This window comes from Sphingobacterium sp. (assembly GCF_039596235.1).
Classification (GTDB): domain Bacteria; phylum Bacteroidota; class Bacteroidia; order Sphingobacteriales; family Sphingobacteriaceae; genus Sphingobacterium.
Genome location: NZ_JBCNKE010000003.1, coordinates 583,324 through 608,855 on the forward strand (window position 1 = coordinate 583,324; position 25,532 = coordinate 608,855).

A 25,532-nucleotide genomic window follows, 5' to 3' on the forward strand; every position below is an offset into this window, starting at 1 on the left:
TTGAGAAATGAAATCTAAAAAACTAATATACGGAATCTGTCTGGCGTTTTTGACCAGCTGTAGTTTAGATTATAAAAATACGGGTGCAATCAATCCGGACAATGTCTGGATGGATAAGACCATGATTAATTCCTATTTGACAGATGTTTATGGAAAAATGATGCCGGGATGGTCTCCTTCGGCCAACGGTACCGATGAAGGTATGAATGGACCGACAAGTATGGGAGACTTTGCACGGGGATTGATTACTATCGATAACCAAGGTCAAAAATTGGATTATGCCAATATAGACCGGATCAACTTTTTCTTGGATAAAATGGAAACTGTAAGCGTACTTTCCGATGCTGAAAAGAAGCAAATGGTCGGTCAGGCCCTCTTTTGGCGAGCCTGGGATTATTGGGGTAAAGTTTGGAACGTAGGGGGAGTTCCTTTAATTCTACATTTTCAGGATGTAACGAATGTACCCTCGTTATTTGTAAGCCGTAATTCAACAACGGAATGTATGACACAGATTTTGAAGGACCTTGATGATGCCATCGCAAATCTTCCTGATGTTTGGACGGGAAATGACTATGGTCGCATAGATAAAGGGACGGCAATGGCATTTAAGGGCAGGGTACTATTACGTTATGCTAGTCCTTTGTTCAACCCGAATAACGATCAAAAGAGATGGGAAGCCGCCTATAAGGCGAATAAGGATGCTGTTGATTTCTTAAAGAGAATGGGTAAGGGCTTGTATGAAGGTAAATTTGAAGATATTTGGTATAATGAACGCAATAAAGAAGTGATTATGCTAAACCAATATTATATGCCTGATCATAAGCTTGATCAAAAAAATATTCGTCCCGAACCACTGACGAAGGATGGTGCAAATGATAATCAAACGATTTTTCCTCTGTTAATGGCCTATCCTAAAAAGGACGGAACGCCGTTAAAATTGGATCTCAATCGCTTGGTTAATGATCCAGTATATAATGAGCAATTTATGACTGATTTTTACGTTGGACGTGATCCACGGTTCTACGCAACTATTTTTAGTCCAGGTACCGCATATCCCGCAAAAGATGTATTGACTGGTGGAATGAAATATTGGAATGCCTGGAAAAAAATAGCAGACCCAACTTCACCTACTGGATTTAAGTATTCAACCTTGATCTTTAATGAGCTTGGAAAAGGTGTTGGCGGCAGTTCATCAGGTTATTTTCAATTAAAAGGAGTGGATAGAGATTTGACAATTCCTACAGTTTATGAAGGGAAAACCGACTGGATTGAAATTCGTTTTGCGGAGGTGCTAATGAATTATGGTGAATGTGCCAATGAAACAGGAAAGTCAGCGGAGGCGCTGGGTGTTCTGTATGATATCCGTAAAAGGGCCGGAATCGAAGCAGGCAGCGGAAATTATGGTATAACAGCTAGCTCGCAGGCAAATATTCGTCAAGCCTATATGGATGAACGTTTTATTGAATTCGCTTACGAGGGGAAGCGGTTCGCAGATTTACGTCGGTGGAAGCGGTATGATATTTTAAATAATCTGAAATATCGCTCAGGATTAAATGCTGTGATTAAAAATGAAAGCAGTTTAGTAGGTTTCGATTGGACCAAAGATATGTATGATCCGGCGGTGCGTAAGCTATTCCGTTTCGAATATGTCGAAAATTTAGATGGTGATAACCAGTATCAATTTAAAGTGGATCTACAGCATTGGTTTTATCCAATCCATAAAGAAGTTATCGATAGAAACTCAAAAATTGAACAAAATACAGAATGGGGTGGAACTTTTGACCCTTTAAAATAACTATAATTTGAAAATTAACATAGCGTGGTTTAGGTGTATCCATTAATGTTTTTTAGTTGGACTGCATAGCCAGTCCAACTCTTTTGCTCTATAAAGTAATTACATTTGAAGGACAGGGGTAAGTAAAATATTTGAGAACAGATTTTTTCGAGTTTAAAAAAAGAATCGTTTGTCAAACTAAATAAATAAAAGGAATGAAAAAAATAGTAGGAAGTTTTCTACTTTGTGTACTGGCTTTGAATAGCTTTTCGCAGGATTGGCTCCCAGAGCGTCGGGATAGGAAATCTCTATTCCGTCTGTTGGATTGCCAATACGAGGGCGCGAAATTGGTACGGAGTTCAGCTATAGGATCGTATTCGGACAATTGGGATATTAAGCAGGAGGTCCTAAAAAAGAAGGGGACCAATGTGGTGACCTATCGATTTACCTTTAAGGCGAAAAAGGCCATGAAAGATGTGGGGGCGGCGGTTGCGTTTGATGCTTATGATTGGTCGAGCGACAATTTCGTGATGATTCCCGCGGTTGTTTATAATGGCAATCGCCAACGGATCGTTAATCGGGAATATGCAACGGGTTTGGACAAAACAGATTATTACCGCAAAGATCTGGCCCTTACGTCTAACCCCATACCACAGCTTTCTCCGGAATTTGGTGCTAATTCTCGATTAGAAGTAAACATCAGTAATACCAGCACACCACTGATGGCCTATTTGGATCGGAAGCAACAAAAGGGAGTTTTTCTTTTTACCGATCAAGGGATTACATGGAAGGATGAAGTGAAAGATCATGCACTCATTATTGAAGAGAGCAGAGATCGGAGTCTTGCAAGCTTTGTCATTAGCGCTCCCGGAGTAAGGTCACGTAAGCCCGAGTTTATTGGCTTTAGTGAAAGTCCTGACCGTGGGATAAGTGTAGCTCCAGGTGATGAATTACAGATCCGAGTGACAAGAATTGTGTTTCCAGCAGATGATGTTTCAAAGTTGTACGCACGTTTTATGCAAGAACGAAAATCGCATGTCATGGAAACAGCTCCGCGTAATCTGATGCCCATGAGCGAGGTTTTTAAGCGTATGGCAAAAAATATTGATGAACGCTATTATGCAAAAGATGGGGTTGGGTTTTACTGTCCTGAAAATGCCGATTGGATGTCTTATGGTTGGGTAGGCGGATTGATCAATACCTATCCTATGTTGGCTTTGGCAGATACTGCCCATTTCAATCGCGTAAGTCATACGTTTAACTTTGCTTTGCCACAGGGGCGCGGAGCAAGCGGATACTACTATGATGTATTGGGAGCAGATGGCCAGGTTATTTACCGTGATGGTGCCAAACTAAATCCAGGGATCGGATTGACGCGTAAAAATGCTGATGTACTGTACTGGATGGTGAAACAGTTTATGTTATTAAAAAAACAGGGCAAATCTTCTTTGATTTCGCAAGAATGGGAAAACTCAACCCGGCAACTTGCGGATGCATTTGTAAAGACTTGGCAAGAAGAAGGAACCTGGGGTAATTATTTGGCTGTTGAATCAGGTAAAGTTGCAGCTTATAATACAACAGGCGGAGCGATGGCTGTTGCTGGTTTGACATTGGCCGCTTCCTATTTTCATAATGATAATTATCTAGCAATTGCAAAGCAGGCTGCAAAAAAATATTACGATGAGTTTGCGCTTGTCGGATTTACTTCGGGAGCCTGTGGCGATATTTTGCAGAATGCAGATTCCGAAACTGCAATTGCATTGACGACTTCGTTAATGACACTTTTTGAACAAACAGGCCAACGCGAATACTTGGAACAGGCTAGAAATCTAGCGAATTATACGGCGTCCTGGACAGTCTCTTTTCCGTATCGGCTGCCTGAAAATACAGCCTTGGCAAAATTGGGTGCCAACCTCACAGGGGCAGTTTGGGCGAGTACACAAAACAAACATGGTGCCCCGGGATTCTGTACGCAGTCTGGCGACGTCCTCTTCAAGTTGTTCCGGGAAACCGGCGTAAGCTTGTATGCTGACCTGATGCGTGACGTTATCCATGCGCATGCCGAAGGTGTACAACCCAATGGTAAGATCACCGAACGTCTAACCTACTGTGACGCAGATAGTCGGGGATCACGTGGCGATGGTGGTAAAACAGGATGGAATGAAACCAATGGCGCATTGATGGCGCTAGAGATACCAGGACTTTACGTCCGCAAGGACAAAGGGACAGCTTATGCCTTTGATCATATTGTTATCAAGACGATAAAGAAAACAGCTCGGGGCTTGTCTTTGACACTTCAAAATCCAACTGCCTACGACGCTCATATCACAATATTGGCAGAAGATGCTGCCCAAGCGGCTCGGCCTCTGGGAGAGAATGCTTTTTGGGATTGGAAGAACAAGGTCAACATAAAAGCAGGGGAATCCCTGGCTGTTGACCTATAAATGAGAACTAAATACGATACGTTTAAAATTAAAGGGAATGAAATTTCTAAAAGCTAAACTGCTATGTCTCGGATTGACTGCCTTGTCAACGGTGGGGTATGGCCAAACGACATTAAAGACCAATTATTTTAAAATTGTGATCGACCAAAAAGGTTACATCACGAGCATGCAGAACATTACAAAAAAATCGAGTCCGGAATTTAGTCCCGCTGATAAACCATCCCCGTTGATGGTACTATATAATGCGAAGAAAAGGCTTTATACCTATCCAAATCGGGCGAACTACTCTGCAAGCGATAAAATCATGACTCTGGCTTATCCTAACGGTTCCACCGCACGCATCAGCATCTTACCGCAGTCGAAGTACTTCAAGATGAAACTTCTTTCTTTGACAAACTCGAAAGAAATTGAGGCTATACAATGGGGATCATATCATACCAATATAACCAATTTACTGGGCGAGATTATTGGTGTCAGCCGGGATACGAGCAAGGCAGTCAACTACGCGATTGGTATGCTGGCACTCAATGACAATACATTGGGCGGAACAGCAGATATTCAAGGCGATGCAGCACCATTTCAGTATATTATCCATTCACCGGACGCTGCGCGTTTTCCATTGCCAAATGACCTGCATGAAGGTCAAATATTTACTTTAGGTGGAAATGGTATCAGCGATGTTGCCTTCTATGCGCACAAAGAACCTTATTATCGGATTATGTACGGCAATGCAGCTGAGGTGGATAAAAATGGACGGATATCCATTACCTACCAATCTCGGGACCGTAGAAGTCCGCGTGAGGTGTATTATTCGTTGATTCCCAATATGCCTTCAAACAAGCCCAACCATTTGCAGGTTCAACCCTTGCCCGGTGTCGATTATATCGGTTCGTCGATAGCCCTTTGGGGAAGTCCCGATAGTACGGCTTTGATGGATGTGATTCAAGATATTGTCCTAAAAGAGGGCTTGCCATATCCGACCGTCAATGGAAAATGGATCAAAGATCCAGCAGTCTTTGTACCTGATGTATTGACCGAGGGTGGACAATATGACAATATGATAGGATATGCTGACCGGTTGGGATTTAAGGCTATCAGCTTGTATGATCAAGGATTTTTACGGCCTGATCGCGGAAATGCAGGCTATATTGACGGTAAAAACTTTGAGCATAAGCCGCTGAAATTCTCCGATGGGAAAGCACTTTCTCATAAGGAATATGCGGTGCTGGCAGCCAAGCACAATCTTGTTATCGGTCGTACCCCGATAACGAATGCCCTGGCTCCGGGCACGAAAGATGCAAGTCCGGTTCCAAGCGATAGTATCTGGTATCAACAAAAACGTCCGCTAGCAAAGGCTATTAGTGCTACAGATACACTCATCTATGTGGATGATCCGACGCATTTGGATGAAATAGGCAGTTGGGAAGGACACGTTAAAAGCCTGAATATTATTAAAATCGGGAAAGAGCTTATCCATTATTTAGGTGTGAGCGATACCAAACCTTATCGTTTACTCAATGTGAAACGAGGCTACTGGAAAACAACAGCTACTGCGCATAAAGCACAGGATACTTTGTACAAACTACAGGTTACCATTGACTATGGTTATGATGGTCTGATTCCGAATATTCAGTTGCAAGATAAAATAGCCGAATATTATGCCGATGTGTGCGCAATCAATGGTTTGGGATACTATGATTTTGACGGTCAGGAATTCTTGTTCAATAATGGTCATGGTTACTATTCGGCCAAACGCTTTTTCCGTAAGATGTTTGATCGCGCGAAGCAGCATGGCCTAGCTGACATTCGATTTACAGGGGCTACTTTGTCCGAGGGGTCATGGCATTATCAAAGTATCTGGAATGTAGGTGGGGGAAAAAATTTATATGATGCGCAAACAAGAGAATGGGGTAGTACAACAAGTCAAGGGAAGGATCTAAGGGATGTGTGCCAAGCCAATTTCTTTCCTGTAGGAATGGGTGGGAATTTCCCTATTACAGAAAAGTCTACTGTAGAAGAATATGAGCATATCCAGGCCATGTCCGTGGGGACGGGATCGACCTACAGTTTAAAACTGAATCAAAAACAGGTGGAAAGCTGTCCGCAGAAAGACGCTATTTTCAAGGTGATTCGCACCTGGGAAAATGCCCGTGCGGCAAATGCATTCCCGCGATGGGTGAAAGAATATCTAGTGGATCCTACGCAGAGTTTTAGACTCGAAGAATTGGATAAAGATCATTGGAATCTTTATCGGATCAACAAAGATGGTTCGGGTAAGCAACTATTAACAAAATTGACAAGAGCAAAAGGATATTAAAAACTATATCCGGCCCATTTAGGCCGGATATAGTTTTTATGGCATTAAATTGATTAAAATGAAAATTACTTTTTTTCTAACCTGTATTTTCTTTTTGGGATTTGGAACCTTGTCGGCACAGATTAAATCGAAGCCTAGGGAATACCATGTTGCGATCACTGGAAGTGATACGCAGGCCGGCACTCCAGCAAAACCCCTCCGCAGCATTATGGCTGCAGCAAAGCTTGCGATGCCCGGTGATATTATTACAGTCCATGAGGGGGTATACCGGGAAAGTGTTGTTCCGCCACGCGGTGGCGTTTCGGTAAAACAGCCCATTACCTATCGTGCAGCAAAGGGTGAGAAAGTAATTATTAAAGGCTCCGAAGAAGTGAGGGGCTGGAAGTTAGTGCATGACGATATTTGGCAATTGGACTTACCCAATACATTTTTTGGTACATTTAATCCCTTTGCTGAGGAGATCCGTGGGGATTGGTTTTGGCCGACTCCTAAAGAAAGGAAATATCATCGTGGCGCGGTCTATCTAAATGGTCATTGGCTAATGGAAGCTGCATCTAAAGAGCAGTTGTTGGCCGACCGTTCCCCAAAAGGAGGGTGGTGGGCTTCGGTAGACAAAGAAAATACCGTTATATGGGCGCGATTTCCACAGGTCAACCCCAATCAGGAAAATGTCGAAATCAATGTACGGCGCAGGGTTTTCTATCCCGATCGTCCATTTGTCAATTTTATCACGGTCGATGGTTTCGTCATGGAACAGGCCGCTACCAATTGGGCTCCACCGACTGCAGAGCAGGAAGGACTCTTAGGAACACATTGGAGTAAGGGCTGGCGAATTATTAATAATACCATACAATATTCCAAATGTGTCGGGATTGCGCTAGGAAAATATGGTGATGCCTATGATAATAAAGATACCGAGTCGGCTGAAGGTTATGTCGGTACGATAAAAAGAGCCTTGGCTTTCGGATGGAACAAGGACAGTGTCGGTAGTCATTATGTGGGCAACAATAAGGTTGCTTATTGTGAGCAGGCCGGTATTGTGGGCAGTATGGGCTGTTCTTTCAGTACGATAGACAAGAATACCATCCATGATATCCATATCGAGCGCCTGTTTACAGGAGCGGAAATGGCAGGGATTAAATTTCATGGCGCTGTAGATGTTAGCATTCGAAATAATCGAATCTTTCGCACAGATAAGGCAATCTGGTTGGACTGGATGGCTCAGGGAGCAGAGGTTATGGGCAACTTATTGTATCAGAACGATCTTGATGTATTTCTTGAAGTGACACATGGGCCGGCATTCGTTGCCAATAATATTATGCTTTCTCCTAAAAGTTTGTTAATGAACGCGCAGGGGGCTGCTTTTGCCCATAACCTTTTTGCCGGAAAAATAGATGTGGTTGCCTACGATAGCCGATTGACACCCTATTTGAAACCGCATGGAACGAGGATTACGGCATTAAAGGATAATCCGGGTGGAGATGTACAATTTATCAATAATATTTTTGCAAAAGGGGGGGATGTTAGTGATTATAGTAAGGCTTATTTACCAGTATTGTTGAATGGCAATGTTTACTTAAAAGGTAGTGTCGGCATTTCAGCACACAAGGAGAATGCGCGTATGGGTGAGGTGCATGCTGATGCCGAACAGCGCATGAAAGCATATACCAGTAAAGGTGCGGTTGAAAAAAATGCATTGATCGACACAAATGAAGCGGTTCTAGTCAATTTAGTGGAAAAGCTAGGTAAGGTCTATTTGGACTTTCCGTTTCAAGCAAATTGGTTGCAACATAGTAGAGATTTGGTGACATCACGATCATTGCAAGCTACTGCTATACCAAGTCTGCCATTTGAAGATCGAAATGGGCAACCTTTCCGGATTGACCGGGACTATTTCGGTCATGCTCGAAAAAAATCCAATCCGTCGCCAGGTCCGTTTGAATATACTGGGAAAAAGAATAAAAAAATAAGGTTGATTTATGAATAGAAATCTAATAATACAATTAAAGTCGTGTGGGATGCTGTTGAGCATCCTTTTTTGCGTTTTGTCCGGATATGGGCAAGACAGTTAGATAGGCCAACAGAAGATAACAAATAATCAAGATAAACATTAAAAGGGAAACATCCTAATACCAATTTTGATCTAATTACAATTTTCAATCAATTATTAGACAGTAATCAGTCACTAGTTATTCAGTTGTTACTGAGTCATCACTGAACAAGCACTGAATAAGTAATGTCAAGAAGACGAATTTGGTTATTCTTTGATTTCAATTTGCTGCCACTAAAAATTAAAAAGAGAAATAGGGAGGAACTGCGTTTATGTAACAAAAAAATAACTGTTGTGCGGTAGTAGATTAAGCCGAATTACTTTTATTTCTTCTAAAAAGCTGGCCGAATCATTTTCTTACAATTGTTCTAGGGAACGGTGGTAGTGAGTCGTCTTTTAATAAAAGCATCATGATGAAATCGCCAAATCTTAAGCTAGTTTTTTTTACTTGTTTCCTTGGTTTAAGTTCTTATTTACCAGGTCAGGCTCAGCAAAACGCCGTACAACAAGTATTATTGCAAAAAAGTAAAGCTATTGTGTCGCAATATGTGGCTAAATTCGATCGACCAGCGGTACGGATACCATCCCAAGTAGCTGTGGATGCCCCTTTGTTGGGGAACGGCAGTACAGGAGTTGCCATTGGTGGTACTTCCGATAGGCAGACCTACTACCTGGCAAGAAATGATTTTTGGCGTTTAAAATCTGGATTTAATGAATCTTATCCTGCTGTATTGGGTAAGGTGGAAGTCGCCATTCCAATGTTAAAGACGGCTAGTTACAAGGTTGATTTAGATCTCTATACAGCAGTTGCAACCTCAACCTTTCAGACGGGAGATAAGGCGCTGGAGATCCGATCATTTGTTTCCGAGAAAGATGACTGCTTGATTTTACAATTTCAAAACAAAGGGAAGCAACAAATCAGTGGGCAGATAAATCTGCTTCTCCCAGCCGATGAACAATTTAAAAATAATCCACCAGCTGAATCACTGTTTCCAGCTGTCACTCAGCAGGAGACGAGAGGAAATGGAACAATATTGATCAGTAGGGGCTTTGAGGAGTTGGTAGATATTCCGACAAAGGCTGCTGCCGCTGGAAAAATAATCACACAGCAGCAACCTGCTTTCAACTTAGATGCAGGCGAATTGCTAACCTATGTATGTGCTTTATCTTCCAATTTCAAAAATAAAGATTGTGTAGAAAAGGTGCTTAAGACCATAGCTAGTTTAGATCTAAAAAATGTAAAACTGCTCGAACGCGAACATAAAAAATGGTGGGCAGATTTTTGGGCCGAGTCTTATATTGAAATTCCTGATAAAGTGATCGAAAAACAATATTACCTGTCTCACTATGTGATGGGATCCTGTAGCCGCGATCCGCAATTTGCCCCACCCATTTTTGGAACATGGATTACCCAGGAGATTCCCAATTGGAATGGTGATTATCATTTGAATTATAACTATATGGCGCCTTACTATGGACTTTACTCTTCCAATCATCTTGGTGCAGCAGGTTCGTATGAGCAACCTTTGCTCGATTTCATGGAACGCGGAAAGTTCTATTCAAAAGAAATAACTGGGATTTCGGATGGATTGCTGTATCCAGTGGGAATAGGTCCGAAAGGAATGGAAACAACCCGTCAAAATGCCATCATGGAAAGTGCATTTGGTGGTTATATCCAAGGAGGACAGGTGGAGCATAAAGGTTTGTTCTTTGGTCAAAAAAGTAATGTGTCTTATGGTGTAACCAATATGGCAACGGCGTTTTACACGACTTATGATCGCAATTATGCACAAAAAATATACCCTTATGTGCGCGGCGCAGCTGTGTTTTGGAGCAATTATGTAAAGAAAGACGCAAAAGGGCGTTATGTGATTTTTAACGATGCAATTCATGAAGGTACTGTTGGGGATAGTAATCCAATTCTAAGTCTTGGACTGGTAAGGCAGACACTGCAGCTGGCTGCCGATTTGAGTGACTATTTGGATTTGGACCGTCAGTTGGCGGCGAATTGGATACAGGTAAAGGAGAATCTTGCCACTTTTCCGGTTCAGGAAAGAGATGGTCAACCAGTCTTCCGTTATACTGAAAAGGGGCCTGCTTGGTGGAACGATAATTCACTGGGTATACAACATATCTTTCCGGCGATGCAGCTTGACCTCGGCAGTGACCAATATTGGATTGACATTGCGCGTAATACGATCAGTCAAATGGGGCGCTGGACTGATAATAATGGTACCAATAGTTTTTTCCCGGCAGCGGTTCGCGTAGGTTATAACGTAGATAGTATTTTGTATCATTTGAACCAATATAGTCGGCATACTTACCCGAATGGATTTCAACTGAATAACCCACATGGTATTGAAAATTGTAGTACTGTACCGACAACCATCAACCAGATGCTGTGTGGTGTCCATCATCAGGTGATAAAATTATTTCCGGTATGGAACAAACAGCAAGCTGCACAATTCGCCAATCTGCGTGTAGATGGTGCTTTTTTAGTCTCCTCAAAACTTGAAAATGGAGCTGTTGCTTATGTTGAAATTTTAAGCGAACAGGGCCGCAATTTGATCTTGGATAATCCTTGGCCTGGACAAAAGGTATCTTGTCGTAAGAATGGTAAAATGAAGGAAACAATGCAGGGAAATCGTCTGCATATCAAGACAACAAAGGGCGACCGTGTTTACTTGGTTGCTGGCGTTTAAAAGATTATAACAGGCTATTGGCCAAGATGAAGTTTGGATATAGAAAATATACCTGATAAAAATAAATATAGAAATGAAAGTTAACCGATGTTTTTTGAGGCTGAATGTTCTTCTTCTGCTGTTTGTTTGTGGAGGAAAACAGGGGACAGCTCAAAATAAAGATTACGCTTTTCGCGATGTGAAAAGAAGCCGGGAAGAACGTATTCAAGATTTGATTGCGCGATTGACCTTATCGGAGAAAGTGCAGATGATGAAGCACGAGTTTAAGGGCATTCCACGATTGGGCATTCCGGCATACGATTGGTGGAATGAAGCGCTGCATGGTGTTGCAAGGACAGAAGAAAAAGTCACGGTATATCCACAGGCAATAGGAATGGCGGCTACTTTTAATACGGCTGCGGTCAGACAGATGGGGGACTTCACGGCAACAGAAGGTCGCGCATTATTCAATGAAGATCTCAAAGCTGGAAAAACAGGTAAACGTTACCGGGGCCTGACCTATTGGACTCCGAATGTCAATATCTTTCGCGATCCACGTTGGGGAAGGGGGCAGGAGACTTATGGTGAAGACCCTTATTTGACAGGTCAGATTGGAACAGCTATCGTACGCGGACTAGAAGGTGATGATCCGCAGTATTTGAAAGCAGTAGCAGCAGCCAAGCACTACGCTGTGCACAGTGGTCCCGAGCATAATCGACATTCTTTTAACGCGGAAGTATCAGCTTATGACCTTTGGGATACCTATCTCCCTGCATTTCGGCAATTGGTAACCAAGGCTAAAGTGCATGGGATCATGTGTGCCTACAACCGTTTGGAAGGGATGCCATGTTGTGGGAATAATGTGCTACTTAATAATATTTTGAGGCAGCAATGGGGGTTTAAAGGCTATGTAACTTCGGACTGCGGGGGTATCAATGATTTTGCTAGCGGACATAATACACATCCGGATAATACAGCGGCCGTCGGTGCGGCAGTTTTGGCCGGAACAGATCTGGAATGTGGTAATCTCTATCAATTGCTGGAACAGGGGGTAAAACAAGGGACATTATCCGAAAAGGAAATAGATGTTTCACTAGCCCGACTTTTGCAGATTTGGTTTCAATTGGGCATGTTCGATCCACAACAACTGGTACCTTATGCAAAGATAGGTCGCGAAGCGATCGAAAGTAAATCGCATAAGGCCCATGCTTATAAAATGGCGCAGGAATCTATGGTGCTGTTGAAAAATGAGCATGGCATTCTACCCCTGGATCCCAATAAAATAAAAAGAATTGCTTTGATCGGCCCCAATGCCAATAATGGACATGCGCAGTTAGCAAATTATTTTGGTACGCCCTCAGAAATTGTCACACCGCTGAGCAGCTTACAGAAACGTTATGGAAAGCAAATCGCGATTGACTATCTTGCGGGAACCGAAATTATGAAAAAAATTGATGGCGGCCCTTCATTTGAAGAAATTGTTAAAAAGGCTGCTGCTGCAGATGTTATTGTTTTCGTTGGTGGTATAACCGCCGACTATGAAGGTGAAGCGGGCGATGCCGGAGCGGCAGGTTATGGTGCGTTTGTCAATGGCGACCGTTCGACGATGGCCTCTCCGGAAGTACAGACCGCATTGCTGAAAGAGTTGAAAAAAGTAGGGAAACCACTTGTTTTGATCAATATGTCGGGGTCGGTGATGAGTTTCGACTGGGAATCCCAGCATGTAGATGCCCTATTACAGGCATGGTATGGCGGACAGGCGGCTGGAGATGCTATTACAGATGTGCTATTTGGTCGCTATAATCCTGCAGGACGTATGCCGTTGACAACGTATAAACGGGATGCAGACTTACCCGATTTTGAGGATTACTCCATGGCAAACCGGACTTATCGTTATTTTACGGGTGAGGTACGTTATCCATTTGGTTATGGACTAAGCTATACAAATTTTGAATATAAACAATTGCAGGCACCTACGACCGTCGAAACAGGCACTGACTTTGAGGTCACGGTACAGGTGACAAATAGCGGCGAGCGTGATGGTGATGAGGTCGTTCAATTGTATGTTGTTCATCCAAAAGAAGGAAACTATAAGGTGCCTAATAGTGCATTAAAAGGTTTTCAGCGCGTATTTTTTAAAAAAGGACATTCTCAAAAGATAACTTTTACACTGACACCTGAAGATCTTGCCCTAGTGAGTGAAAAGGGGGAGCTGATACAAAAAGGTGGGACTGTCAAAATATATGTTGGTGGTGGTCAGCCAGGGAAATCTGTGGGTGTCGAGCGTGAAATTACAATGCATGGAACAGCGTATCGACCTTATTAAGACAAAATAGAAAAAGGCTTGTATAGATTCATAACTTTATTTAATCAATGAATAAACAATACTAAATGAAAGTACTTTTTGGAATGATCCTAGCCATGTTATCCCTCTCTTTATTTGGACAACAGCAGGAAATTACACGCATGGGAAATGCGCGTGTTGAACTTTTTGATCGGGATTGGAAGTTTTTCCGCTTTGGTTTGCAAGCGGACGGTAATCAATTGGCTGAACCGAATGACGTGTATAAGACCGAGTTTACTGATGATTCCTGGCGTAAATTAGATCTGCCGCATGATTGGGCTATTGAGGGACCATTCCGTATTGAATTGGCCAGTGAATCTGGAAAGCTGCCCTATAAAGGGATAGGTTGGTATAGAAAGCATTTTAAACTGGAAAATCTTCAAGCCGGAGAACGGGTTTATCTGGATTTTGATGGCGCCATGGCGAATGCCAAAATTTGGTTAAATGGCCGCTATGTGGGCACTTGGCCATATGGGTATAGTTCCTTTCGTATGGACTTGACGCCCCATCTAAAAAAAGATGCTGAGAATGTTTTGGCGGTACGTTTGGATACGGAAAATTGGGAATCAAGATGGTATAGCGGAGCCGGAATTTATCGTCATGTATGGATGGTTCGTACTTCTGCAGTACATGTCGCACATTGGGGAACCTCGATTACAACTCCGGTGATCAACGACCAATACGCAACGATTAAGAATGAAGTAACATTGGATAACTTCCGTTTTCTTCCGGTACACGCTGAGGTTAAAGCTACTTATTTCGAGGTGGATGCGCAAGATAAGCCTGGAAAACAGGTGGCTACTGCCCGTGGATTTGTTGATCTGCACGCCAATGCAAGTGGCAAACTCAATCTTGAAACGCGTATCAATCAACCGAAGCACTGGGATATTCTATCGCCCAACCGTTATGTAGAAAAAATTGAAGTCATCGTTGACGGTCAACTTAGCGATACTTATTATAGTCCTTTCGGTGTTCGTACAATCGAGTTTACAGCGAACGAGGGCTTCAAGTTAAACGGCCGTCGTGTAGATATAAAGGGGGTATGTAACCATCATGATTTAGGATCATTGGGGGCTGCTTTTAATAAAACAGCCTTGGAACGTCAGCTCAAAATGTTACAGACCATGGGGATGAATTCCCTGCGTACATCACATAATCCACCAGCACCGGAATTATTGGAGTTGGCTGATAAAATGGGGATTTTGATTTGGGACGAGGCTTTTGACGCTTGGCAAACAGGTAAGCGCGCAAAAGATTACAATAAATTATACGATGAGTGGCATGAGCGCGATCTATTGGCTATGGTGCATCGCGACCGAAATCATCCGTCGGTATTCATTTGTTCCATTGGTAATGAGGTGCTTGAACAACAGGATGTCAACATGACTCGGCATCTGGCCGATATTATTCGCCGGGCAGATCCAACACGACCAGTTTCCAATGGTTATAATGACCCGGATGGCGGCCGCGAATCGGGGGCTGCAACTGCTTTGGATATCATGGGTGTAAATTATTTCTTCAGTCAACAAGGTCGTTGGGATAAAGATGCGCGTTATCGGAACATGCCGACGATTGGTAGCGAAACTTCTTCCTGTGTTTCTTCCCGTGGAGAATATTTTTTTGGAACCGATTACGATGGCTGGCAGGTCACCTCTTACGATCGTGCTGCTCCGGGATGGGGCTGCTCACCGGATGCACAGTTCCGGATATTGGCTCAATATCCAAATCTGCTGGGAGAATACGTTTGGACAGGTTTTGATTATCTGGGCGAACCGACACCGTATAATTCAGCGGAGACCAATTTGTTGAATTTTAGAACGGATCCCGCAAAACGTGCTGAACTGGAAGCTGCATTGGAAGAATTGAAGAAGAAGAATCCGCCTTCAAGAAGCAGCTATTTTGGTATTATCGACCTTGCCGGTTTTCCAAAAGATCGGTTCTACCTATATCAATCCCATTGGCGACCTGAATTGCCAATGACGCATATCCTGCCACATTGGACCTGGGCAAGCAGAAAAGGGGAGATTACACCGGTGCATGTGTATACTTCGGGTACAGAAGCAGAACTGTTCGTCAATGGAAAAAGTCAAGGACGTAAGAAGAAGGTTGCGGGACAGGATTTTCGATTGCAATGGGATAGTGTGCGCTACGAACCGGGAACGGTAAAGGTAATTGCTTATAAGGACGGCAAGGAATGGTCCAAAGCAGAAATTCAAACCGCTGGAAAGGCCGAAAAGCTCCAGATGGAAGCGGATCGTGCTACAATCGATGGCGGACGGTCGGAGCTAGTTTTTGTCTCGGTAAAAGTGACTGATAAAAAAGGAACCTTAGTGCCTCAATCGGACGCGTTGATTGATTTTTCGGTCGAAGGTGCGGGTGAAATTGTTTCTACCGATAATGGGAATGCGATTGATTTTACTTCGTTCCAAAGTCATTCGCGTAAAGCATATAATGGAATGGCATTGGTCATCGTAAAGGCAAAAAAAGGAGAGCAGGGTGCAATCCGGATCAAGGCATCAAGCAAGGGGTTGAAAGTCGCGTCCGTAAATGTATTGTCAAAATAAAAAGACAAAATACTTAAAAAGAAGATCTATTTCCTGTGCCTAGCCGATGGTAGGACAGATAAAGTGAAAAATCAAGCCCAACTTATACTATAGCAGCCCGAAAGGAAATGGGGAAGTGCTGGAACAGGATCAAAATAGTAGGACAGTAGCATTAAATGCCACATCAGAAGCAATTTTGAGGTCATATACCGGTGAAGAGTCAAACTTGGCTTGTGATTAAGTAAGCCGTCTGGTAAAGGTCTCGGATCGAGATTTTAATTTTTAAGGAGTCTTCTCGTCATGCTGGTGAGAAGACTCCTCTGTTTTGCCCCCAGCCTTATTTGCTGCTTGTGGTGTACCTGTGCATGATTGAAAAGATTCCAGCACCTATCTTCTCGGATTTCTTTTGACGTCTACTTAATGGGATATTTTGGTCTATATGTTATTCAATATGGAGCAATTTTTTACTCTGCTTTGAATGCCCATTTTCATTGAAAGCCTCGACTGAAAAATAGTAGTCCTGAGCGCTATTGAAAATACGTCCTTCAAATCTGTTGTCGTAGATCACGGTGGCATTATATAATTTTTCGGCAGTAACGCCCCAACGTAGGATATAGCCTTTAGCATTTGGGCTTGCTTGCCATTGTAAGGTTATCCGACGAGGATCCTTTGTATCCCGTTGTCCTTCTAAACCATTGATCGCTGTTGTTTTTTGTCCAAGGCCATTGCCAAAAATGCGGAAATCATAGAGTGAAAATTTTCCGGGGATCTTTTTCTTATTGGTGATACGTACGTAACGTGCAAGAATTTTGTGATCCAAGCAGAACAATTCATGTGGGTGATCTTGTGTGTTTTTTCGCTGGTCAATGAGGGGAGACCATTTTTTTCCATCTAGGGAGTATTCGATCAAATATTGATAACTATAAGATTGTGGAGCTTTAAGTTCGAAGTCCTGATCGGCAAAATTAACCTGAAGGGCGTTGATGGCCATTTTCTTCTCGAGGTCGATTTGAAGGTACTCACCGATGGCTCCTGATCTTGCTGACCACCAACTCTCTACACGCTCATCATTCGCATTGCCTTGTGGAAATTTACTTAATGCACTGGATACGATAATGGGCTTATTGCGAGATAACAGATTATACGGAAGAGAAAGGTTCTTCTTTTCGAGATTAACTTTAGTAATGGGAATCTGAAAGGGGAGATCAGTATATACTGTTTGTGCGTAAAGTTTACCTTCCTTGTCAAAAAATGCCGGAAAAAGACCGATGCGACGTTCGAACCAGTCCCGTACCGAAATTTTCATGGTTGCAACGTGCCAAAAATTGCCAAGTTTGTCTTGAAATGTATGACCGTGACCTGCTCCAGCAATAAATCCTCCCGGTTTATAGGAGAAGGGACTATTCGTTTCGTAGCGAAAAGGTCCTAAGGGTGATGTCGACGTATATACTCCATCGGCATAACTCCTGAATTGAGTCCCAGGAGATGCATATTGGAGATAGTATATGCCTTTGTATTTAATTACTGAGGGACCTTCATTCCAGCCTGGAGCCCCTAGTTCGTTGTGCTCCCCCTGTACTTCCCATCCATATTGTTTTTCATGATGTTGGATCAATGCTTTTGGCTCACCAATGGGGTTGAACCCATCTTTTGGATCGACCTCCACACCCATAATGGGATCTACGTTGGAACATCCCCAGTATAGGTAGACTTTTTTGTTGTCATCCATGAAAAAGGCGGGATCAGTCATTCCTATGGTAAATTTGGTGGGTACAGGTACCCATTGATCCTCATCCGGATTGACTGTTTTATAGATCTGAGGTTTTCCTCCTGATGCTAGAAAGTAAAGTGCACCATCATAACTCAGTACCGTTGGTGCATAAGCTTCTATGCTTTTGATAGTTTTACATGAAATGTAAATCCAGTCTTTTAGGTCTGAAGAGCGCCAATATCCACCAGATTTGGAAGCAAATAGATAGTATTGACCTTTATAGAGTTGGACGACAGGGTCTGCTGCTTCACGTCGGCTTGGACTTTCTGGCATGAAACGGTACTCGAGCGCTAGGGGATTGATGGTGATTTTTGAGGATTGTTGCCCGTAGATAAGCCCAGACCAAAAGAATAGAAGGAGAAGTACTGATCTGATAATCTTGTTGAACTTATTTTTATTCTGAGATGCAATTAGATATTGCATGGGAAGATATTCTGGCTTTCGCATAATTTTCCTTTTCTAATAAAGTCGATTGAAAGGGGGCTTTCCCTAAATCTCCCAATACCAAAGATAGCCATCTCTTAAGATGGCTATCTTTGGTATTTTATCCCTAAAGTCTTTTTATCAAAACGATCAAACGAAAATATAAAAGACGTATTTGCTAATCTTCTTCATTTTTCAAAGGATGTCATAAACCCCGTACGCATACTCATCTGTTTGAAAGTATCGTAGACATCTTTTCTACAGCTGAAAAGGGTAGCGGATTGTAAGTTGTCATTTTCGATACTTTTTATAAATTCCTTCTCTTTTTCTGTTAAGACAAGTCCTTTGTAATCCACTACACCAGCAGAGGCCAATAAGATGATGCGATCTTCAAGCTCCCATTTTCGTAGTTGATAAGAAGAAAGGCCCTTTGATAAATCTGTTAAATGTGCGTTTCCAAATGCTTTATTTAATTCGCCAATAAAGCTGTTCAATTTTTCGGGTTCTATCCTGTCTGTTGCCCCGGACAAAAGCAGCAGTTTATTGTCGAGGTCAGTAATGGCATTTATTTCCTTGAACTTTAAATTTCGGAAAAAACCCACAGTATAATCCTTTTCCCAACCATTTCTTCCAACACCAGTTTGCCGATATTGAATAGCAAATGCCGTGTCAATGTTAAAGTTTTGGCCTGTCCGGTCTATGGTATCCGTTTCTGCCTTAAAAAAATAGATAGGTTTTACACCAGCATTTCTCTTTTTATGATAATCCGACCATTCGGCTTTTAACGCTGTTCCATAAAAACTTTTTGTGTTAAAGCTATTAAAATTAACCTTTTCCACATCTAATCCCCCATCTTCAAGCTGTCGTTGACAATAGCAGAAAGTTGTCAATGATATCAGCGCAAGCAGAAGTAACTTTTTTCGTATCATTTTCATTAATTTATTTCCCTTCCTTTTTCTCTGGCCAGCCAACAAATAGGACTGTCTCTAACGGCTCTGAGAAAGTGCAGTCATACCAAATGCTAACAGCAATAACAAAAGAGAATATTGATATTTGAAGGACCTCATCGTTCTGTTTCTAATTTAACTTGAAAATAGGTATTATATTTATATTATTTACTCGTAAGGTTAAAATTATATGCAATAAACGCTACCGGAACAACGAATCATAAATCAGTTGTGACGAATTGTAAGCGGAAGAAAGACAGCTATAAGCGGTACTTTATATTTGTACGGAGAAATTATTTTAGCTGTATCCCATGTATTAATTTATGGAAATTATTAAAACATTTATCACTTATCTGGTCACCTACCTGATTACTTATTATAGCATCAAGCATTCCCTTGCTGACAACCTGTTAATTAGCACGATGAATATGGGGATTTCGGCATTAATTGCCGCAACTATTACCGCTTTACTTGCCGCTGATCTGACGAAAAACAAAAAAAATGAAGCTTAATACGCTATAGATGTAAATTAGATCGTTTTAGAGGGAACGAAAAAGGGAGCTTTCTTCTCCAAAAGCTCCCTTTTTGTGTATAAATAGAACAATTCACCTTATCTTTTTTCGAATTTATACGAAAGTGTTGCCATAAAACTGCGGGGTGGGATAGGGTTTACACTATAGTTTTCGTGGATGTAATAATTAAATGCATTGTTGATATTGGACAGTTTTCCAAGTATACTCCAATTTTTATAGCTGTATCCAGCAGAAAAATCAATTGTGGTAAATGGACTGACAGAAATCAAACGATTTACGCCGTCGCGGATATTTAATTTCGTATTGTTCCATCCAGCATTACGTCTGCCCGTATAAAAGGTAGAAAAGCCCAGTTTTAATCCTTTGACAGTTCCATGTTGAAAGGTATAAAATACTGTTCCATTTGCGGTATGTGCCGTGGTTCCGACCAAGCGTACGTTTTCCTCATTTCCTGAAATTTCAACAACTTTTGTTTCATTTCCAGTTGTTGTTGTATAGCTTGAAATGGGATTTGTATGTGTATAGCGCATATAGTTATATGAATAACCGGCTGTTACATTTAGGCCAGGTAATAATGTTCCCGTTAGCTCAGCTTCGACACCATCAGAAGCTGTTTTTCCCGAGAACTCCTTCATGTTGGCATCACCGTTTTCGGTGCCATCTGGTTTCAATAGCAGCTGCTGAGCGAATTTATTGTTATTGATTCTATACCAAGCTAGATTCGCCGATAGACGACCATTGAAAAAATCATTCTTGATACCGGCTTCATATTGGTCGATTATGGATGGCGCCAAAGGTTGATAGTTGCTATCGTAACCGGAGTTTGAGGTGAAATTATTTGCATAGGTTACATATATACTTGATGTGGGGATTGGTTGATAAATCAAGCCGAATTTAGGTGACCATGCTTTATCAATTTTGGCTCCCATTGGATTCCCTTGACCATCTTTTGTAATAATTTCATCCGTTTTATTGTCCTTATAAGTAAATAGCTCGGAATAAGGCGTGCGTTGATATGAATACCGTATTCCGGCCAAAACTTTAAACTTCTCATTCAGTTCGATTAAATCCTGCAAAAATACACCGTACCTATAGATGTCTGTTGTGGTTTTTGTCAACAAATCAGCTCCAGGGATATCAGATCTCAATCCACGACCTGTAGTCATATGCTGTGCTGTTTGACCCGGATTGAAAACATAAATCGAGTCGTAGGGATTCGCCTTTAATACATTTTTGTTATCGTAATAATTGATCCCTTCCATAAAAAATGCGTACACATTTGCATGTGATTGGTCTGCATCGGCACCGACCAGAATTTTATGTTTAATAGCACCTGTTTTTACAGTACCTGTTAAATTTAACTGCTGGTTGGCCGTAAATTCGTTTGATTTGGATCTAGTCAAATTTCTTGGCGCAATACCATTTTTGTCAGCCTGGATCCGATCAGATCCATAATAGTCACGGTCATAGGTTTGATAACTTGCGATCGCATTTAAATTCCAGGATTCGTTAAATTTATGGTTGAAATTGACTTGCCCATTTGAAGTATTTGTATTATTATAAGCCCAAGGTACATTTAAGAACGTACTTCTTCCGACAGATTGATTTAATTTGCCGTCTACGGTGCCTATGCCAAAGTCTGGTGTAAAATAACTTTTCAGGTAATCAAATGTAAAGTTTAGATCTGTTTGCTCAGAAATCTTGTACAATACCGATGGGTTTACATAAGTTCGTTTTGACTTTACCTGATCTCTAAAGCTTCCAGCTTTTTCATAAGTGCCTATCATGCGAAATGCGACTTTATTTGAAATCGGTCCATAAACATCGACTGTAGGTTTGTAAAAGTCATAACTTCCTACACGCATTGAAGCTTCTCCACCGTAGTAGAACTTTGGCTTTTTAGTAACCAGATTAACGACTGCACCGCCGGAAACACCACCGTATAGTAAAGCAGCACTTCCCTTAAGAATTTCAACGGATTCCAAGGTACTGGCTTCTATAGAACCACCATTGTTTGTGCGTGCACCATTCTTAAAAATATTGTTTGCCCCCAAGCTGTAACCTCTTGCATAGAAGTTTTCATTTACACCACCACGATTTGCGCCCATCGCCACACCGTTCGCATTTTTGAGGGCATCGCTCAATCTGTTGACTTGTTGATCGGTGATAATCTGTTTATTAATAATTTGTACGCTTTGTGGCAAGTCTTTATCTATAATGCCAGCTTTGCCAACATTGACCGTTTTATTGTTATGGGAATTATACCCGAATACTTCAACCTGCTCCAATTGCGACTCTGAAATATTCATCGCAACATTCACTGTTTGGGCTTTACCATCCTTAATGGTTATTGTTTGTTCTTCAACAGCGTTGCCTATGCTCTTGATGCGGATGGTATAGGTGCCGTCCGGAAGGTTAGAAAAATGAAAACTGCCATCGCGGGAAGTTGACGTTGATCTGCCAAGAGTGGGAATCGTTACTGTAGCTGACTCGATTGCTGCGCCATCTTTAGTTTTGACACGACCATATATCCCTTTACTTTGAGCTGAAACATCTAAATGTACCGCTCCTACCAATCCCAGACTTAAAATAAGTCCCAGAAAAGATCTTTTCATTGTTAATATTGAATTAGTCTAAATTATTTATCGGTGCAAACATACAATTATTTTCAGTTATTTAGACTCATTTAAAATAAAAAAATAATGCTTTGATTTTATAGGATCATTGTTGAAGTAAGATCACTGCAAGATGAGGTTATTTTGAGCATATGGTTGGGGCTTTTATAGCTTTTATATTTACGAATCGTAAATTATAAGTACGGATTGTAAATGGATGATATACTGGTAGAAATTGACTTTATATATTTGGAATTAGGAGATCAACATATGTACCAATCAGGGTATAGCTGTTTTTCATTAGGTTAGAATAAAGCCGTTAGGAATTCCCCATTCCAACGGCTTTTATTTTTTATCAATTTATAACCTAATGCCCCTTTCTATTATCGGGCAATGTGTACACGGTACTGTCCCGATTTCTCAAAATAATGATCGTTTTATTTTATCGCGTTGTTATTCTGAATTTTATATAGTTTGAAAAGGTATTTTTCTTTATCTTTGATAAAGAACCAAAAGCCTTTAGCCTTTCCGCTGTTAACATGGAGATATTTCGACTTTTGGGGAACGGGTAATTATTGAATTATGAAATATCTTTTTGTACTATTGCTCGGTTTGCTCTTATTGTCCAGTTGTGACAAGGAAGAAGCTGATCCTGATGCTTTGGAGATTGATAGTTCTGCAGCAGCGAAGAAGTTTCAATTTATTGGTCGTTCCGTAGGTTTTTCGGTAAATCAGATCTATGTGGATCAAACTATAGACAAAAGTTTCTATCTAGGGACAGTATGGGGATTAAAAGATACTTTACCTACTGTACAATTAATGCCGTTACGTAGCCATTATAAGCCGTTTAAAATTACAATTGTACCGACGACTTCCTCAGTTTCAAATGCGAAGATCCTTCCAAGTTTTGACGGTATTCGTTCGTATGCCCGTAAAAATAAAAGTACTGAGCGCACGATGTCAGGTTTTTCCATAACTGATTTCTTTGATTATGAATCTATCCGTTATCATCTTAATAATAGCTCGGACGTAGATAGTGTTTTAAAGCTTGTTGAACACCATGATTCAACAACAATCAAAAGGACATATAGCTGTTTGATGCGTAGTGAAAATATAGCATTTTCATTGACAGCACAATTTAATGAGTTTTCTTCCGCCTTTGACGGCAAAGATTTGGCCCAGCTAAAACAAGCTGGTTTTAATCCCTATTATACCAATATCGTGAATTACGGTACGCATTTGATTATGATGGGAGAAAGCGATTATCCCCGGATCGAGTTCAAGAATGCGCTCGATAAATTGTTGGACGGTAAGCTATTGACTGAAAAGGAAGAGTCTATCTTGAGCGCCTCGGATCTGCTTGTCTACCTCCGTGGTGGTAAAAGGGAAAGTTTTATCAAACGTGAAAGTGGATTGCAAGGAATAAAGAATCTGATAACAGAATTTAAAAAAGAATTTGAAAAACAAAGTAATTCATTTGATTTCCCCATTAGCTATTCGCTCAGAAGTTTAACGGATTTTTCAATTTTGAAATTTTGGTATTCCTATGATTTTCTTGTTCGTGAGGAAAAAGGCAATTAATAAGCAAAGTCCAAAAAAAAAGTTTATTTCACCCTGTTTTCCATAAAGTTATCCTTTTGATTTGGAGTACTGCTACTTGTTTTTCAGAATCTATTTTTTATAATTTATTGGACAGCTTTGCTACTATGCTCATTCCTTGAGTATGTTAAACTATTTCCGTATGATTATTGCAACAACATACTTAAATTTCGCTCTATTTTTAAATCGTTTGTGAATTACAATAGCTCCGTAAAAATTAGTAGCTTTATTTTTTGAATCATGATGAAACTACACGCTTTATTTTTTGCCTTATCGGTATCGTTTTTGAATTTATGTCTAGCACAATCTAGTTCTACTGGAGTCTTTGCAAAGCAATATGAGAAAAAACTTGAAATAGCCCTTGCTAAAGCAGGAAAAAATAGGGCCTCCCTGGAAAAGGTGCTCAACGATGCGCCCGGAAATATGAAGGAAGGAGCAGCTTTTTTAATTTCCTATATGCCACAACGTGATTTGGAGTCTTTGAGTAGTGATTTCTTATTGCGCAATATCGAATTAGCTTATCGGGCAAAGGAGAAGTTCCCCTGGACGAAACAACTGCCGGATTCGATTTTTTTAAATGAGGTATTGCCTTATGCCGTACTTAACGAAAACCGGGATGAATGGCGTGAAGAACTCTTTAATAGGTTTTCGAAGTATGTGGAATCTTGTAAGACGCTCCGTGAGGCTATTGCCGCCGTTAATAAAAATATTCGGGACGAAGTCAGGGTGGATTATAATACACAAAGAAAACGACCTGATCAATCTCCTTCCGAATCCATTGACCAGGGGATGGCTTCCTGTAGTGGCTTGTCAATTCTATTGACTGACGCCTTTCGCGCAGTCGGTATCCCTTCCCGGGTGGCGGGAACCCTAAATTGGTTTGACAATCGTGGAAATCATAACTGGTGTGAGGTCTGGATCGATGGGAAATGGTATTTTACAGAGTATTACCCCGACAAAGAATTGAATCGTTCTTGGTTCTTGGCGGATGCGGGCAAAGCGGATGCAAGTAACCGGGAGCATGCTATTTATGCTTCTTCTTTCAAAGCGGCAGAAACCTACTTTCCATTAGCTTGGGATACGGATTTAAAATATGTGAACGGGGTGAATGTAACCCAGACTTATACCGCTTTGTATAAGGAGCAACAGCAACAAATCAATATAGATAATAAACATACGGCAATTTATGTTATTGCTTATGAGAGTAAGAACAAAACGACGCCGGAAGATAGGAAAAAGTGTAATGTCGATATTTTTCAAGGGAAGGATCAAGTAGGGGGAGGTTCAACCAAAGATGCAAGACAGGATGCAAATGACAGGTTACAGTTTGCAGTGGAAAAAAACAAAATATATACGCTTAAATATAATAATAAACAAGGAACTGTGGAAAAGCAGGTGAAAGTAGATAATGAGCCTACGACGGTAACTATTTTCCTTGACTAAAGACAACGTCTTTTTAAGTATTTATTGCACTCGCTCTCTTATCAGATC

General features: G+C 41.3%; 13 protein-coding genes. 10 read left to right on the forward strand and 3 right to left on the reverse strand.

The genetic code is table 11. From position 1 onward, the window contains the following. The first annotated feature begins 7 nt into the window (after window positions 1-7). The 7 genes from ABDW32_RS09770 (at window position 8) to galB (ending at window position 16,174) form a co-directional block, all read left to right on the forward strand. Window positions 8-1,795, forward strand: coding sequence for a RagB/SusD family nutrient uptake outer membrane protein (locus tag ABDW32_RS09770; protein WP_343561847.1), 1,788 nt, complete (start codon window positions 8-10; stop codon window positions 1,793-1,795). Window positions 1,796-1,989: 194 nt separating this feature from the next. Then, a complete protein-coding gene (locus ABDW32_RS09775; protein ID WP_343561849.1) occupies window positions 1,990-4,218 on the forward strand; it encodes a hypothetical protein in 2,229 nt (742 codons plus the stop codon). 37 nt (window positions 4,219-4,255) lie between these two features. Continuing rightward, window positions 4,256-6,535 carry a hypothetical protein gene (locus ABDW32_RS09780; protein WP_343561851.1) on the forward strand — a complete coding sequence of 760 codons (2,280 nt, stop codon included), beginning with the start codon at window positions 4,256-4,258 and terminating at the stop codon, window positions 6,533-6,535. 58 nt (window positions 6,536-6,593) lie between these two features. Further along, window positions 6,594-8,522, forward strand: coding sequence for a right-handed parallel beta-helix repeat-containing protein (locus ABDW32_RS09785; protein ID WP_343561853.1), 1,929 nt, complete (start codon window positions 6,594-6,596; stop codon window positions 8,520-8,522). Between the two features lie 473 nt (window positions 8,523-8,995). Then, window positions 8,996-11,287: a glycoside hydrolase N-terminal domain-containing protein gene (locus ABDW32_RS09790; RefSeq protein WP_343561855.1), complete on the forward strand. Its 2,292-nt coding sequence runs from the start codon at window positions 8,996-8,998 to the stop codon at window positions 11,285-11,287. A gap of 73 nt (window positions 11,288-11,360) precedes the next feature. Next, window positions 11,361-13,592, forward strand: a complete 2,232-nt coding sequence (locus ABDW32_RS09795) for a glycoside hydrolase family 3 C-terminal domain-containing protein (protein ID WP_343561857.1) — start codon at window positions 11,361-11,363, stop codon at window positions 13,590-13,592. Between the two features lie 65 nt (window positions 13,593-13,657). Continuing rightward, on the forward strand, window positions 13,658-16,174 hold the full coding sequence (gene galB / locus ABDW32_RS09800; RefSeq protein WP_343561859.1) for a beta-galactosidase GalB: 2,517 nt from the start codon (window positions 13,658-13,660) through the stop codon (window positions 16,172-16,174). Window positions 16,175-16,595: 421 nt separating this feature from the next. Here the strand turns inward: galB and ABDW32_RS09805 are convergent, their stop codons facing one another. Together ABDW32_RS09805 and ABDW32_RS09810 are read right to left on the reverse strand one after the other, a co-directional pair. Then, complete coding sequence (locus ABDW32_RS09805; RefSeq protein WP_343561861.1) at window positions 16,596-18,371, reverse strand: family 43 glycosylhydrolase; 1,776 nt, start codon at window positions 18,369-18,371, stop codon at window positions 16,596-16,598. A 164-nt stretch (window positions 18,372-18,535) separates the two neighbouring features. Then, window positions 18,536-19,276, reverse strand: a complete 741-nt coding sequence (locus tag ABDW32_RS09810) for a hypothetical protein (protein WP_343561863.1) — start codon at window positions 19,274-19,276, stop codon at window positions 18,536-18,538. 341 nt (window positions 19,277-19,617) lie between these two features. Between ABDW32_RS09810 and ABDW32_RS09815 the strand changes: the two genes are divergently transcribed. Continuing rightward, a complete protein-coding gene (locus ABDW32_RS09815; RefSeq protein ID WP_343561865.1) occupies window positions 19,618-19,806 on the forward strand; it encodes a hypothetical protein in 189 nt (62 codons plus the stop codon). Between the two features lie 98 nt (window positions 19,807-19,904). Here the strand turns inward: ABDW32_RS09815 and ABDW32_RS09820 are convergent, their stop codons facing one another. Further along, window positions 19,905-22,442, reverse strand: coding sequence for a TonB-dependent receptor (locus ABDW32_RS09820; RefSeq protein WP_343561867.1), 2,538 nt, complete (start codon window positions 22,440-22,442; stop codon window positions 19,905-19,907). Between the two features lie 582 nt (window positions 22,443-23,024). On the opposite strand from ABDW32_RS09820, the gene ABDW32_RS09825 reads away from it, so the two are divergent. Continuing rightward, window positions 23,025-24,023 carry a hypothetical protein gene (locus ABDW32_RS09825; protein ID WP_343561869.1) on the forward strand — a complete coding sequence of 333 codons (999 nt, stop codon included), beginning with the start codon at window positions 23,025-23,027 and terminating at the stop codon, window positions 24,021-24,023. A gap of 258 nt (window positions 24,024-24,281) precedes the next feature. Beyond that, window positions 24,282-25,484, forward strand: a complete 1,203-nt coding sequence (locus ABDW32_RS09830) for a transglutaminase-like domain-containing protein (protein ID WP_343561871.1) — start codon at window positions 24,282-24,284, stop codon at window positions 25,482-25,484. Window positions 25,485-25,532: the final 48 nt, after the last annotated feature.